Genomic DNA, 14,813 nt, shown 5'->3' on the forward strand with positions numbered 1-14,813 from the left:
GCCATGGAAAATAATCTCTTGTACATCTGCGTGGCGTTCCTGCTGGCGGGGCTCGTAAAAGGCGTCACCGGCATGGGATTGCCGACGGTGGCGATGGCCTTGCTGGGCCTTGTGATGCCGCCGCTGCAGGCCGCCGCGATCCTCGTGGTGCCTTCGCTTTTGACGAATGTATGGCAGATGCTGGCGCGCCAGGGCCTGTATGCCGTGTGGCTGCGCTTGCGCCCGATGCTGCTGGGCGTGTGTGCCGGCACACTGGCCGGCGGTGCGCTGTTCGGGCCCGGCGACGGCAAGGCGGTGCTGGGCTGCGCGCTGGTGCTGTATGCGCTGCTTGGATTGTCATCGTGGCGCTGGCGGGTGCGTCCGGAGCAGGAGCCGTGGCTGGGGCCCGTCGCCGGCATCGCGACCGGCATCCTGACGGCGGTGACGGGCGTCTTCGTGCTGCCGGCCGTGCCTTATCTGCAGGCGCTGGAGATGGACAAGGAAGAACTGGTGCAGGCGATGGGGCTGTCGTTCACCGTGTCGACGATGGCGTTGGCCGTGCTGCTGGCCAGGCACGGCAACTGGGAGCTGGCGGCCGCGGGCATGTCGTTCCTCGCGCAGCTGCCGGCGCTGGCCGGCATGGCGCTCGGTGGCGTACTGCGTGCCGCGATGCGCCCCGAGCTGTTCCGGCGCTGCTTCTTCGTGACGCTGTTCCTGCTCGGCGCCCACCTCGCCATCAGCGCCGTGTGAACCGGCGCAGGAAGTCGAGCAGCACGGTGGCGGCGATGTCCGCGTCGTCCGCCGTCATCGTCTCCAGCGGATTGTGGCTGATGCCGCCGTTGCCGCAGCGTGTGAACAGCATCGCCACGTCGGTCAGCGCGGCCATCGCCATCGCATCGTGCCCGGCGCCGGACAGCAGGTCGAAGCGGGGCAGGCCGCTGCGTTCGACCGCCGCGCCCAGCTGGTCCATCAGCCAGGGTGCGCACGGCGCGGCGGGTGCCTGCACGATGGGTTCCAGCGCGTACTCGATGCCGCGCCGCGTGCAGATCGCCGCGATGCCGTCGAGGACGTCCTTGACGGCTGCCAGCCGCACCGCATCCTCCGCGGCGCGGATGTCCAGCGACAGGCGGCACGCGCCTGGCACCACGTTGACGGAGCCGTTCGGCACCGCCAGCTGGCCGACGGTGCCGACGAGAGCAGGCTGACGCCCGCAGCGCTGTTCGACGAGCAGCACGATTTCGGCCGCGGCGGCCGCCGCATCCTTGCGCATGGCCATCGGCGTGGTGCCCGCATGGCTGGCCACGCCCGTCAGCTCGACCAGGTAGCGCGAGCTGCCGGCAATGGCCGTGACGACACCCAGCGGCAAGCCGCGCTCCAGCAGCACCGGGCCCTGTTCGATATGGACCTCGACGTAGGCCAGCACGTCGTCCGCATTGCGGGCGATGCCGGCGATCGCGTTCGTGTCGTGCCCCGCCGCCTGCAGCGCCGCGCGCATCGTCACGCCATCCGCATCCACCGCATCGAGCAGGCTGACGTCGAAGCGGCCCGTCACCGCATTACTGCCCAGGAAGGTGCTGCGATAGCGCACGCCTTCCTCTTCCGCGAAGCCGATCACCTCCAGGTGGAACGGCAGCTTCTCGCCGCGCGCATGCAGGTCGCGCACGATCGCCAGCGGCAGCAGGATGCCCTGGCGCCCGTCGTACTTGCCGCCGTTGCGCACCGTGTCGTAATGCGAACCGGTGATCAGCGTCTTCGCGCCTGGCACGTCGGACGGATAGCGGCCTACGACATTGCCGACCGCGTCGATCGTCACCTGCATGCCCGCCTCGCGCATCCACTCGGCCAGCCGGGCGGCCGTCTTGCGGTGCGCGTCCGTCATGTAGGCGCACGTGAGGCCGTCGGCATCGTCGCTCCACTGCGCGAGCTCCTCGGCCCACTGCATGATGGCCGGGCCATAGGCCAGCTGCACGCCGAGCAAGTCGTTCAGGCGCATCTCGGCGATGCGGTGGATCTGGCGCAGGCATTCGGCGACTTCGGCGCCGCGCGCGTTCTTCAGGCGGCGCGCGAACGTGGCGATGATGGCCTGGCGGGTGAGGCCTTGGCCCGTCGGGCCTTTCACCGCGAGGATGAACGGGAAGCCGAACTTCGCGTTGTAGTCGGCGTTCAGCTGTTGCAGCGTCGCGAATTCCTCCGGGCTGCACTGGTTCAGGCCGGACTTGGCCTGCTCGCTGGTCGATTCGGCCGTCAGCCGGCCCGCGATCGCGGCCTTGCCGGCCAACTCGGGGTGGGCGCGGATCAGGCCCAGTTGCTCGTCGGCCGAGGCGTTCGTCACCGCGGCCTGCAAGGCCTGCTTCAGCGCCGCCAGCGTGGCGAACGGGCGAGCGCTGGCCGCGCGTTCGGGGATCCACGGCGAGTGTTCGTAGATGCCGTGCAGCGCCTGCACGAAGTCGGCCGGCGGGCACGTGTTCAGGTAGGAGAGTGAAGTGGCCATCGATAGGTATCCCAGGTTAAGCGCCGATGATAGCCCGACCGGACGCGCCGCGGCCCGCCGATCCGTTATAGCGTGTATCGCGTCATGGTGATGACTTCGTGACGAGCGCCTTGGCCGCCGCCGTCACCTGGTCGCGCAGCCACTTGTGCTCCGGCGCCTGGTGCACCCGTTCGTGCCACAGCTGGTAGAAGCGCATAGGCGGGAATTTGACGGGCACGGTGAAGGTCTTCAGCGGCAGCGTCTTTTCATAGAAGCGCACGAACTGGCGGCCGGTCGTCAGCACCAGGTCGGTCTGCGTCAGCATGTACGGGATCAGGCCGAAGTAGGCCGATTCCACCGCGACGTTGCGGCGCAGGCCCTGGCGTTCCAGGAAGGCGTCGATGACGCCGCCGTAGCCCTGCACGATCTGCGACGGCGCGACGTGCGGCAGCGCCAGGTAGTCCTGCAAGGTCATCGCGTCGCCGGCGGTGCGTTTCGCGTACGGGCAGGCGGCGTGCATCGTGCAGACGATCGGGTCCTCGAACAGCTTCGAGATGTGCAGGTGCTGCGGCGGCTCGTCCCAGTTGGCGATAACGAGGTCCATGTCGCCATCGGACAGCATGCGGATGTAGTCGACGCCCGGGCCCAGGCTGTGGATGACGACGCGGCTCTTCGGCGACCCGCGCCGCAGCTGCGCGACGACGCTGGGCAGGAACTGGCTGTCCAGGTAGTCCGGCGCGGCGATGTTGAACGTGCGGGCTTCTTCCTGCGGTTCAAAGGGTGTCTTCTTGACGAACAGGTTCTCCGTCTCGTCGAGGATGCGCTTGGCGGGCTTCAGCAGGCTCTCGCCGTGCTGCGTGGGCACCATGCCGCGCGCGCCGCGCACCAGCAGCGGGTCGCCCGTCAGCTCGCGCAGCTTGCGCAGCGAGGCCGAGATCGAGGGCTGCGGCTGATTGAGCTTGAGCGCCACGCGCGACACGTTCTTCTCCACCAGCAGCAGGTAGAGGATGCGGATCAGGTGGATGTCGAGGTGTTGCGGCAGGGCGGACATGAGGCTGTGGTTATAACGACACGGATATGTCGAATATACGCGCTTTTTCATGTCGCGTGAACCGCTCTGCGTTTATCTTCTGTAAATTGCCACTCTTCTGACCACCTCCCGCATGGAAGCTTTCGGCTACCTCGTACCCTATGGCCTGGAATGGGCCAACCTCCTCGTCCGCTGGCTGCACATCATCACCGGTATCGCCTGGATCGGCGCATCGTTCTACTTCGTCTGGCTCGACAACTCGATTCGCCCGCCCGCACCCGGCTCCGAGCTCGCGAAGAAGGGCGTGATGGGTGAGCTGTGGGCCGTGCATGGCGGCGGCTTCTACAACCCGCAGAAGTACCTGGTGGCGCCCGCCGAGCTGCCGAAGGAACTGCACTGGTTCAAGTGGGAGGCGTATTCGACGTGGCTGTCCGGCTTCGCGCTGCTGACGATCGCGTACTACTTCAACGCGCAGGCGATGATGGTCGACAAAGCGGTGGCCGACCTGACGACGTGGCAGGCGGTCGGCATCGGCATCGGCTTCCTCGTGGCCGGCTGGATCGTCTACGACCTGCTGTGCCGCTCGCCACTGGGCCGGTACGACCTGTGGTTCGGCGTCGTGATCTTCGCGCTGCTGGTCGCCGCGGCCTACGCGCTGACGCACCTGCTGTCCGGCCGCGCCGCCTACATCCACGTGGGCGCGATGATCGGCACGATCATGGTGGCCAACGTCGCGATGCTGATCATTCCCGGCCAGCGCAAGATGGTGGGTGCGATGCTTGCCGGCGGCAAGCCCGATCCAGTGCACGGCATTCGCGCCAAGCAGCGCAGCGTCCACAACAACTACTTCACCTTGCCGGTGCTGTTCATCATGATCAGCAACCACTACGCGATGACGTACCGGCACGCGCATGCGTGGCTGGTGCTGGCGCTGATCATGGCGGCCGGCGTGTTCATCCGCCACTTCTTCAACCTGCGCCATAAGGGCCGCATCGAGTGGCGCTACCCGGCGATCGGCGTGGCGCTGCTGCTGGCCGTCGCGGTGGCGATCGCGCCGTCGAAACCGGCCGCCGTCGCGGCGCAGGCCGACCCCGCCGCCGAATTCGCGCAAGTGAAGGCGATCATGGACCAGCGCTGCGCCGCCTGCCATTCGGCGCATCCGACGCAGCCCGGCTTCGCCACGGCGCCCGCCGGCATCGTCTTCGACACGCCCGACCAGATCCGCCAGCGCGCCACGCAGATCCACCAGCAGGTCGTGGAACTGAAGGCCATGCCGATCGGGAATCTCACCAACATGACGGACGCCGAGCGCGCCCGGATCGCCGCGTGGTTCGCGGCAGGAGCCAAATGATGACGACACGCGAGCGACTCCTTGCATGGATCGACGACCACTTCGACGAGGAAGTGGCCTTCCTGCAGCAGGTGCTGCAAGTGCCGACCGATACGCCGCCGGGGAACAATGCGCCCCACGCCGAGCGCGTGGCGGAGCTGGTGCGCGACTACGGCTGGTACGCGGAAAAGCACGCGGTGCCCGATCGGGCAGTGCGCGACTACGGCATGCAGAGCATCACGAACCTGATCGTGCGCCGTCCCTACGATGCCGGCGGGCCGACCGTCGCGCTGAACGCGCACGGCGACGTGGTGCCGCCCGGCGACGGCTGGACGTATCCGCCGTACGGCGGCGTGATCGACAACGGCTACATCTACGGCCGCGCGGCGGCGGTGTCGAAAAGCGACTTCGCGACCTACATCTTCGCGACGCGTGCGCTGGAGGAGCTGGGCATCGCGCTGAAGGGCGGCGTCGAGCTGCACTTCACGTATGACGAGGAATTCGGCGGCCTGCTGGGGCCCGGCTGGCTGCTCGAGCAGAAGCTGACGAAGCCGGACCTGGTGATCGCCGCGGGCTTCTCGTACAACATCGTCACCGCGCACAACGCCTGCCTGCAGTTGGAGATCACGGTGCACGGCAAGTCCGGCCACGGCGCGATGCCGGAGACGGGCGTGGACGCGCTGCAGGCGGCGACGAAGATCTTGAACGCGATCTACGGCCAGCTGCCGGCGCTGAAGAAGATCAAGTCGACGGTGCCGGGCATCGACTCGCCGACGATGCTGGTGGGCCGCATCGATGGCGGCACGAACACCAACGTCGTACCGGGCAAGGTCGTGATGAAGATGGACCGGCGCATGATCCCGGAAGAGGACCCCGTCGAGGTCGAAGCGCAGGTGCGCGCGCTGATCGAGGAAGCGGTGAAGAACGAGCCGGGCATCCGCATCGAGATCCGGCGCCTGCTGCTGTCGCACGCGCTGCGCCCGCTGCCGGGATCGGAGCGGCTGGTCGCGTCGCTGCAGAAGAACGCGCTGGACGTGATCGGCGAGGCGATCCCCGCGCAGGGCACGCCGCTGTATGCGGACGCCCGGCTGTACGGCGAGCATGGCATCCCAGCGGTGCTGTACGGCGCCGGCCCCCGCACCGTGCCCGAATCGAACGCGAAAAAGGCCGACGAGCGCCTGCTGTTGGAAGACCTGCGCCGCGCCACGAAAGTCGTCGCGCTGACCCTGCTGGATCTGCTCGCCACCGACCACACCTGAAATGTTTCCAAAAAACGGGGACTGTCCCTCGAAACTGGAAATATTTCCAAATTCGAGGGACAGTCCCCCGTTGTTTTACGACCAGCTCAGCTGAAGATAAATCGGTTTTGGCGGCTCGCAGCGGATAACGGGCTTATCGCAACAAGTGCTTGATGCGTGAAGCGAAAAGGGGACTGGCCCTCGATTCAGGAAATATTTCCAAAATCGAGGGACAGTCCCCTGTTGTTTTGCGACCAGCTCGGCGGTAAAAAAGGCCGGGGATCCGGCCTTCGTGTGGGTTATTTCAGCGTGCGCTCGAACAGCTGGTAGATGCGCCGGTATTGGTCGTACCAGCTTTCCGGTTGCGTGTAGGCGTGGCGTTCCAGCGGGTAGCTGGCCAGTTCCCAGTTGTCCTTTTTCAGCTCGATGAGGCGCTGCGCCATCCGCACCGAGTCCTGGTAGAAGACGTTGTCGTCGACCATGCCGTGGGCGATCAGCAGGTGGCCTTGCAGCTTGTCGGCATATTCGATCGGCGACGAGATCTTGTACGCTTCCGGGTCGAGGTCCGGCGTGTTCAGGATGTTCGCCGTGTAGCCGTGGTTGTACGAGGTCCAGTCGGACACTGGTCGCAGCGCCGCGCCGGCCTTGAACAGGGCCGGCTCGCGCATCAGCGCCATGAATGTCATGAAGCCGCCGTAGCTGCCGCCGTAGATGCCCACGCGGTCGATGTCGCCCTGGTGGTTCGCCGCCATCCATCGTGCGCCGTCGACGTAGTCTTCCAGCTCGGGGTGGCCCATCTGCCGGTAGATCGCCGTGCGCCAGTCGCGGCCATAGCCTTTCGAGGCGCGGTAGTCCATGTCCAGCACGATGTAGCCCTTCTCGACGAGCAGGTTGTGGAACATCTGCTCGCGGAAGTAGTTCGACCAGCGCTTCGACACGTTCTGCAGGTAGCCGGCGCCGTGCACGAACATCACGACCGGGTACTTGCGGCCCGCCTCCAGCGTTTCCGGCTTGTACAGCTTCGCCCAGATCACGCCCGCGCCATGCGTCGACGGCACCTGCACAAATTGCGGCTGCACCCACGTGCGCGCCTTGTAGTCGGGCGTCCGGGTATCAGTCAGCTGCACGGCCTTGCCGCCGGCCGAAGGCACGATCGCCAGTTGCGGCGGGATGTATGGCGCGGACCAGCGCACCAGGAGCTTCTTCTGGTCCGGCGACAGCGTGAATTCCTCGACGCCGCCACCCAGCTCGGTGACCTCGCGTACCGACGCATCCTTCGCCGACACATTGCAGACTTCATAGTCGCCCGGTGTCTTCCGGTTGCACATCACCCACGCGGCGCTGCCATCGGCATTCCACGTGACGTTCGTCGCTTCCCACTTGCCGCTCGTGAGCGCGCGCTGCTTGCCGTCCGCATCCAGCGTGTACAGGTGCGAATAGCCGGATTCCTCGGACAGGAACCACAGCGTGCGGTTGTCCGGCAGCCAGCCGAAGTCGTTGTAGCTGCTGTTGATCCACGCGTTGTCGGTCAGGCGATGCAGCGGCTTGAGCTTCGCGCCGGCCAGGTCCACGGACGCCAGCCAGCGGTCCTTGTTGTCCACCGCGCGGATCATCAGCGCCACCTGCTTGCCATCGGCGCTCCAGACGATGCCGTCGCCTTCATCCTCTTCCAGGCGCACGGCACGGTTGCCCTTCAGCGGTTCCAGCTTGCGCTCGGCGCGCAGCGCGGCCAGCGGATCGGTGGTGATGCCGGGCAGCGTATCGAGCGGCAGCTCGCGCATCGTGTTCGTCTTCAGGTCGACGAGGCGCAGCGTCTGCGCCAGCGGCAGGTTGCGGCCGACGCGGGTGCGCTGGTCGTCGAATTCCTCGTAGCCCGATTCCGTCACGTAGCGCGGCAGCTTGCCGACGCGGCCGTTCTCGCCGGTCTTCGGCGACGTCGCCAGCACGAGCCAGCGGCCGTCCGGCGACAGCGCGGTGGCATCGATGACAATCTTCTCGCCCAGGTAGATCGGCGCAGGCGCGCGCGTGCTGTCGGCCAGGCGCTGCGCCTCGCGCTGGGCACGTGCCGCGTCCTTGTCGTCCTTCTGGCGCTTCAGCGTCGCGATCAGGCGCAGCTGCATCGCGCGCAGCGCGTCGTCGTCCGGGGTGGCCGCCGGGTCCTTCGTCGCGCGCGGCAGCGCCAGCGGCACGACGAGGCGGTCGTTGCGGTTCCAGCTGAACCAGTCGTGGCCGACGCGGAACTGCACCGCGTTGCCGTCCGCCGCGTACTGCGGCGCGGCGGCGGGCGTCGTGCCGCGGGTGATCTGCACCAGCGCGCCCGTCTTCAGGTCGCGTTCGAACAGGTCGCCGTTGCGCAGCAGGATCGCGCGGCTGCGCGTGCGGTTGTAGACGGCTTTCTCGGGATCGGTGTTGGCCAGTTCGGCGTCCGGCACCTGGCGTGGCGCGGCGCCGACGGCATAGGTGTCGCGCAGCGGCGAGCCGACGCGTTTTTGCTTGTAGTAGGCGGTCTTGCTGTCCCATCCCCACCACGCCGATTCGACGGGCGTGCCGATCCAGTCTGGCGAAGCCATGGCCTGGTCGAGGGAGATGGGAGTGGCGGAAAAGGCAAGGGCGGGCGCGGCGAGCAGCGCCGGAAGAAGTAGTCTGCGCATCGTATTCCTGGTTGAGAGAACAGCGGTCGCATTCTAACTCAGCCAGGGCCACGGTACTTCAATGCAAGGGACCTCGATGGGCGGACCTCAATGTGGGCGCATGAACGTGCGCACCGTGTCGTTCAGCGTTTCCATGTTCACCGGCTTGGTCAGGTGGTGATTGAAGCCGGCAGCCATCGCGCCCATCCGGTCCTTGTCCTGGCCGTAGCCCGTCAGCGCCACCAGCACCGTCTTCGCCAGTTGCGGGTAGCGGCGCAGCGTGGCCGCGACCTCGACGCCGCTCATGTCGGGCAGGCCGATGTCGAGGAATACGACGTCCGGCAGCAGCCGCAGCGCCGCCGCGATGGCGCCCGCGCCGTCATGGGCCATGTGCACTTCGTGGCCGGCGAACTGCAGCAGCGCGGCCACGATCTCCGCGGAGTCGATGTTGTCGTCCACGACGAGGATGCGGTAGGTATCGGCCGCGCGGGGCGGCGCCTGCACTTCGGCCGAGCAATCGGTCTCGTCGGCCGCCGGCGTGCGCGCCAGCGTCGGCAGGCGCACTTCGAACGTGCTGCCCTGACCGGGGCCGGGGCTTTGCACACTGACGCTGCCGCCGTGCAGGTTCACCAGCGTGCGCACCAGCGACAGGCCGATGCCCAGGCCGTCCTGTACGCGGTCCGGCGAATGGCCGGCCTGCGCGAACAGGTCGAAGATCGAGCCCACCTGCTCGGGCGCGATGCCGATGCCGTTGTCGGTCACGCGGATCACCGCCTCGGGTCCTTCCAGGCAGGCGGCCAGCGCGATGCGTCCGCCCGGCGGCGTGAACTTGGCCGCGTTGTTCAGCAGGTTGCCGACGACCTGCGTCAGGCGCACGCTGTCGCCGTCGACCCAGATCTCGTGGTCGGGCAGCTTCACCGTCAGCGCATGGCGGCGTGCCGCGATGTTCGGCTCGGCCGTTTCGACGGCGCTCTTCAGCAGGCCGCACAGTTCCACCTCGGCGCGGCGCAGCGTGATCTTGCCTTGCGAGATGCGCGATACGTCCAGCAGATCGTCGACGAGGCGCACCATGTGATCGGTCTGGCGCAGGATGACGCGGCGCGCGTTTTCCTGCGCGGGCGACGAATGCGGGTCGAGGCTGCGCAGCAGCTCGACGGCGTTGCGGATCGGCCCCAGCGGGTTGCGCAGCTCGTGCGCGAGGATCGCCAGGAACTCGTCCTTGCGGCGGTCCATGTCGCGCAGCTCGCGTTCGACGCGGCCCAGGCGCAGCAGCGCGCGCACGTTGGCCACGAGCTCCTCCGGCTCGATCGGCTCGAACAGGTAGTTGTCGGCACCGCTGTCGAGCGCACGCACCTTGTCCGGCGACGACACGTAGGAGGCCGACGTCTGCAGCACCAGCACCATCGCCGTGTGCGGGTCCTGCTTGAGCTGGCGGCACACTTCGAAGCCGTTAATGTCGGGCAGCTTCGTATCCAGCAGCACCAGGTCGGGCATGTGTTCGTTCGCCAGCTGCAGCGCCTGGCCGCCGCTCTCCGCGTCGATGACGCGGAAGCCGGCGCGTTGCAGGATGCGCGTCTTGGCATAGCGCGCCGCGTCGGTGTCGTCGACGTTCAGGATCAGGGGTTCGGACGGAGAAGCCTTCATGATGGGTCTCTAGTGTACATGACAGAGGGCGTTCAGCTGGGCCAGCAGCTCGTCGCGTGCGACGGGCTTGCTGAAGTACGCGTCGGCCCCCAGCGAGAACGCCTTCTGGCGGTCGGCCACTTCGGAGGCGATGATCACCGGCACCCGCTTGCGGCGTTCGTCGTCCTTGATCTGGGCGAGCCAGCGCCAGCTGTCGCCCCCGTTCAGATACAGGTCGAGGATGATCGCGGCGGGCTGCTCCACGGTCCAGGCCTGCTCCGCTTCCCACACGCTGCGCACGGCGATCACGCGGTATGGCGTATTGCGGAAGTAGCTGCGGTACAGCAGCTGCGTCGAGCGGTCGTCCTCGACGACGAGGATCGGGATGCCGCCGGCATCCTGCGCGTCGGGCCGGAACACGTGCGGTTCCGGCATCTCGTCGTGGTGCAGCGGCACGATGGCGGAGAAGACCGAGCCGGCACCCGGCGTGCTGCGCAGCGATACCGAACCGCCCAACAGGCCGGCCAGCTTGCGGCACAGCGGCAGGCCGAGGCCCGTGCCCTTGACGCGGTGCTGCAGCCGGTTTTCCACCTGCGAGAACTCCTCGAAGATGATCTGCTGGTGTTCCGGCGCGATGCCGATGCCGGTGTCTTCGACGTCGAAGCGCACCGCGTCGCCGTTCTGCAGCAACGTGGCGGTCACGCGCACGTGGCCCGTCTCGGTGAACTTCAGCGCGTTCGAGATGAAGTTGCGCAGGATCTGCGACAACTTCGCTTCGTCCGTCATCATCGTGATCGGCTGCGCCGGGTCCTCGAAGATCAGCTCCACCGTCGTCGACACCAGCAACGGGCGCAGCATGCCGCGCAGCGCCGAGAACATCTCGTTCACTTCGAACGGCGCGGCGCGCACGTCGATCTTGCCGGCTTCGATCTTGGCCAGGTCGAGCAAATCGTCCACCAGCTCCGTCAGCGATTCGGCCCCCTTCAGGATGAAGCGTACCTGCTTTTCCTGCTCCGGGCTCAAGTCGCCGTCGACGCGCTCCAGCAGCAGCCGGGACAACGCGCGGATCGACGACAGCGGCGTCCTGAACTCGTGGCTCATGTTGGACAGGAAGCGCGTCTTCATTTCATCCGCGCGGCGCAAGTGGTCGGCCTTCTCGTCCAGTTCCGCGTAAAGCGCCACCACGCCGCGATTCGTGTCTTCCAGCTCGCGGGTCAGCTGCAGCAGCTCGTCCTGGCGCGACTTCAGCTCGGCCAGCGTGGCGAGCAGCTCCTTGTTCTGCTGCTGCATCTCGGAGACGGTGACGTCCGGCGCCAGCGCGGTGAACTGCGCGCTCATCGCGCCGACGCTGGCCGGATCGAGCAGCGGCGCGTCGTGCGGCAGCAGTTTTTTCAGCGTGACGCTCGTGCCGGTGCCGGCCGCGGGATCGGTCATGGTCCGGATGTCGAACTGGTCCATCAGGCGGCGGGCGCCGAGTATGCCCATGCCCATGCCGGTGCGCGACTGGTAGCGGCCGGACAGCACGACGTCCAGGTGGGCAATGCCGGGGCCCTTGTCCTCGACGCGGATGACGAGCAGCTGCGGCGCCGTATTGCCCTCGATGGCGAATTCCACCCGGCCCGTGCCCGCATAGCTGTAGACGTTGCGCGCCAGTTCCGAGACGGCGGTGGCGATCCTGGCCTGGTCCTGCGCGTTGAAGCCGCACAGCGCGGCGATCTGGCGCGCGCGCTGGCGCGATGCGACGACGTCGAGTTCCTGCTCGATGCCGAGGGACAGGATGCGCAGGCTCATGACTGCCACCCTTGCCGGTCGCGCAGCACGACGACGGTGACGTCATCCCGGCCGCGACCGCAGTCGCGGTACAGCACCCCCGCGATCAGCGCCGGATGGCAGGCCACCAGGCCCGGGTAGTCCTCCAGGTGCCAGCGCGTGTTCAAGCCGTCCGAATGCAACACCAGCAGCGCGTCTTCGCCCCACGGCGCGTCGAACTCCTGCACCTTGCGCACGTTGCTGCCGACGATGCCGTTGTGCGACACGAGCTGGCGCCGCTCGCCGCGGCAGATCAGGTGCGCGGCGATGTTGCCGACGCCGGCGAACGTCAGCGTGTCGCGCAGCATGTCGATGCGCGCGACGGCGACCGCCGCGCCGCGGGTGGGCCGCAGCGCCGCATGCACGTCGTCCAGCAGCACGCCGGCCGGCAGGTCCGGTGCGCGGGCGACCGTGAGGGCGGCCAGTTCGGAAGCCTGCGCGGCCAGCGGGCCGTGCCCCAGCCCGTCGGCAACGAGCAGCGTGGCGGACGTGGCGTCCAGCGCCAGTGCCCAGCTGTCGCCCGACACGTGCTCGCCGCGCATCGGCAGGCACACGGCACCCCAGTGCAGCGGCGCCGCCTGGCGCGCCGCCTCGTCCGGTGTCACGGCGGTGGCGGCACGCGGCCAGAAAGTCATCATGACGGCCGTGCCGCGGCCGGGCGCGCTGTAGATGTCGAAGTCCGCCGCCAGCCGGCGCATCGCACCGAGGCCCACGCCATAGCTGCCGGCCGTCGAGCGGCCGTCCGCCATGCTGGCGGCCAGGTTGGCGATGCCCGGCCCGCGGTCGAGCGCAAGGATCTCGATGCCATGGTGTTCGCCGTGCCTGAGCGGGCGCAGCACGATCTCGCCGTGCCCCGCATGCTTCAGGATGTTGGTGGCCGCCTCGGTGACGGCGATCGCCGCCTCGCCGGCCGTGGTCTCGTCGAACCCCAGCTGCGTACACAGGTCGACGGCGGCGCGCCTTACCGCCGCGACCTGGCTGCTGTCCCCGAGGGGATGGCAGGTCTGGCGGTACTCGGCGGCTAGTACGGTTTCCATTTGCTGATTCTCACGGTGGTGCCTTGGCCTGGCTCGGACTCGAGGTGGAATTCATCGGCCAGCCGCTTTGCGCCGGACAGCCCCAATCCCATGCCGCCGCCGGTCGTGTAGCCGTCCGTCAGCGCCTGTTCGATGTCCGGGATGCCCGGGCCGTGGTCGATGAAGGTGATGGCGACGCCGCGCCGCATGCCGTTCAACAGTTTCAGCATGTGCGCCTCGCCGCCGCCACCGTAGCGCAGGGTGTTGCGCGCCAGTTCGCTCGCCGCGGTGATCATCTTGGTCTGGTCGATCAGCGAGAAGCCGCAAGCGATCATCTGCTCGCGAACGGACTGGCGCAGCCGCACGACATCCTCGTCGGAACGGATCGGCAGTACCAGCGCGTCGACGTCTGTATTGCTCAAGGATGGCCTTTCGAGAGGTTAGTCCATGCTGCGCTGAAGGAGTTTGACGCCTTTTTCGACGTTCAGCGCGGTCTGCACGCCGTGCAGTGTGAGACCCAGCTCGACGAGCGTGATCGCAACGGCCGGCTGCATGCCGACCAGCACCGTGCGAGCGTCCAGGATGCGCGCCATCGCGGCCGTGTTGCTGATCATCCGGCCGATGAAGGAATCGACGATGTCGAGTGCCGAGATGTCGATCAGCACGCCGCGCGCGCGATCCTTGACGATGCGCGACGTCAGGTCGTCCTGCAGCGTCATGGCCAGCCGGTCGTGCATGTCGACCTGGATGGTCACGAGCAACAGGTCGCCCATCTTCAGAATGGGGATGCGCTCCATGGTTGCCTCAGGCGTTCGCTTCGGAACGCACGACGGTGGCACCCACGCGCTTCAACGCCACCAGGAACGCGTCGGCCAGCGTGGCCTTCGTGATCACGTCCTCCAGGTTCACGCCCAGGTGCACGATGGTTTGCGCGATCTGCGGGCGGATGCCGCTGATGATGCAGTCGGCACCCATCAGCCGGGCCGCCGCCACCGTCTTCAACAAGTGCTGGGCGACCAGCGTGTCGACCGTCGGCACGCCGGTGATGTCGATGATCGCGATCGACGCGCTCGTCTCGATGATCTTCTGCAGCAGGTTCTCCATCACCACCTGGGTGCGGGCGGAATCGAGCGTGCCGATCAGCGGCAGCGCCAGCACGTCCTTCCACAGCTGCACGACGGGCGTGGACAGCTCCAGCAGTTCCTGCTGCTGGCGCATGATCACGCTTTCGCGGCCCTTCTGGAATTCCTCGATCGTGTACAGGCCCATGCGATCGAACAGCGCGCCCGCTTCCGATACTTCGGCGGCCAGCGCCGCCGGATCGGCGGCCAGCTGGGTGCGCATCACCGCGAACACCGGTTCCTTCAGTGAGAAGATGAAGGTGGCCGTCTCGGTCGGCGAGAAGCCCTGGCGCACGCGGGCGGCAGAGATGTCGGCCAGCAGCGCGCGCACGTCGGCGAATGCCGGGGCGTCGAAATCGTAGCTGTTGCCCTTGTCGACGGCCTTGGCGATGACGGGAATGAAGCGGGCCGCCTGCTGCCGGATCTCGCCTTCGGCGACCTTGTCGCGCCGAACCAGGCGGGACAGCATGCCCCCCAGCCAGACCTCCAGCAGCGATTCCTGGTTATCGGTAAGGATCCTGGCCAGGTGGCCGGTAGTTGCCATGCTCATGCGCTCTCCGAAAAGTA

Annotated in this window: 12 protein-coding genes; 3 read left to right on the forward strand and 9 right to left on the reverse strand. The window is 67.4% G+C overall.

What is annotated here, in order from left to right; translation table 11 throughout:
• The first annotated feature begins 3 nt into the window (after positions 1 to 3).
• Complete coding sequence (locus tag IP92_RS01660) at positions 4 to 729, forward strand: sulfite exporter TauE/SafE family protein (RefSeq protein ID WP_145872784.1); 726 nt, start codon at positions 4 to 6, stop codon at positions 727 to 729.
• Here the strand turns inward: IP92_RS01660 and IP92_RS01665 are convergent.
• A complete protein-coding gene (locus tag IP92_RS01665; protein ID WP_145872785.1) occupies positions 716 to 2,470 on the reverse strand; it encodes an allantoate amidohydrolase in 1,755 nt (584 codons plus the stop codon). The genes IP92_RS01660 and IP92_RS01665 overlap by 14 nt on opposite strands.
• Positions 2,471 to 2,552: 82 nt before the next feature.
• A complete protein-coding gene (locus IP92_RS01670) occupies positions 2,553 to 3,500 on the reverse strand; it encodes a LysR substrate-binding domain-containing protein (protein WP_145872786.1) in 948 nt (315 codons plus the stop codon).
• A 112-nt stretch (positions 3,501 to 3,612) separates the two neighbouring features.
• Here IP92_RS01670 and IP92_RS01675 point away from each other — a divergent pair, with 112 nt between their 5' ends.
• Together IP92_RS01675 and IP92_RS01680 are read left to right on the forward strand one after the other, a co-directional pair.
• Positions 3,613 to 4,830 (forward strand): urate hydroxylase PuuD, encoded by a 1,218-nt coding sequence (locus IP92_RS01675; protein WP_145872787.1) that lies wholly within the window; start codon positions 3,613 to 3,615, stop codon positions 4,828 to 4,830.
• The gene (locus tag IP92_RS01680; protein WP_145872788.1) at positions 4,827 to 6,068 is read left to right on the forward strand and encodes a M20/M25/M40 family metallo-hydrolase; all 1,242 of its coding nucleotides are present in this window, start codon (positions 4,827 to 4,829) and stop codon (positions 6,066 to 6,068) included. The genes IP92_RS01675 and IP92_RS01680 overlap by 4 nt, the downstream gene beginning before the upstream one ends.
• A gap of 278 nt (positions 6,069 to 6,346) precedes the next feature.
• Here the strand turns inward: IP92_RS01680 and IP92_RS01685 are convergent, their stop codons facing one another.
• The 7 genes from IP92_RS01685 to IP92_RS01715 form a co-directional block, all read right to left on the reverse strand.
• Positions 6,347 to 8,617: a S9 family peptidase gene (locus IP92_RS01685; RefSeq protein WP_145872789.1), complete on the reverse strand. Its 2,271-nt coding sequence runs from the start codon at positions 8,615 to 8,617 to the stop codon at positions 6,347 to 6,349.
• Positions 8,618 to 8,785: 168 nt separating this feature from the next.
• Positions 8,786 to 10,321: a response regulator gene (locus tag IP92_RS01690; RefSeq protein WP_145872790.1), complete on the reverse strand. Its 1,536-nt coding sequence runs from the start codon at positions 10,319 to 10,321 to the stop codon at positions 8,786 to 8,788.
• 9 nt (positions 10,322 to 10,330) lie between these two features.
• Entirely contained in the window at positions 10,331 to 12,091 is a 1,761-nt protein-coding gene (locus IP92_RS01695) for an ATP-binding protein (RefSeq protein WP_145872791.1), read from the reverse strand.
• Complete coding sequence (locus IP92_RS01700; RefSeq protein WP_145872792.1) at positions 12,088 to 13,146, reverse strand: ATP-binding SpoIIE family protein phosphatase; 1,059 nt, start codon at positions 13,144 to 13,146, stop codon at positions 12,088 to 12,090. The genes IP92_RS01695 and IP92_RS01700 overlap by 4 nt, the downstream gene beginning before the upstream one ends.
• Positions 13,131 to 13,547, reverse strand: a complete 417-nt coding sequence (locus IP92_RS01705; RefSeq protein WP_229418561.1) for an ATP-binding protein — start codon at positions 13,545 to 13,547, stop codon at positions 13,131 to 13,133. The genes IP92_RS01700 and IP92_RS01705 overlap by 16 nt, the downstream gene beginning before the upstream one ends.
• Before the next feature lie 18 nt (positions 13,548 to 13,565).
• Complete coding sequence (locus tag IP92_RS01710) at positions 13,566 to 13,922, reverse strand: STAS domain-containing protein (RefSeq protein WP_145872793.1); 357 nt, start codon at positions 13,920 to 13,922, stop codon at positions 13,566 to 13,568.
• Positions 13,923 to 13,929: 7 nt separating this feature from the next.
• Entirely contained in the window at positions 13,930 to 14,796 is an 867-nt protein-coding gene (locus tag IP92_RS01715; RefSeq protein ID WP_145872794.1) for an STAS domain-containing protein, read from the reverse strand.
• Between the last annotated feature and the right edge of the window lie 17 nt (positions 14,797 to 14,813).

The sequence above is a fragment of the Pseudoduganella flava genome (assembly GCF_007830495.1).
GTDB lineage: Bacteria > Pseudomonadota > Gammaproteobacteria > Burkholderiales > Burkholderiaceae_D > Rugamonas > Rugamonas flava.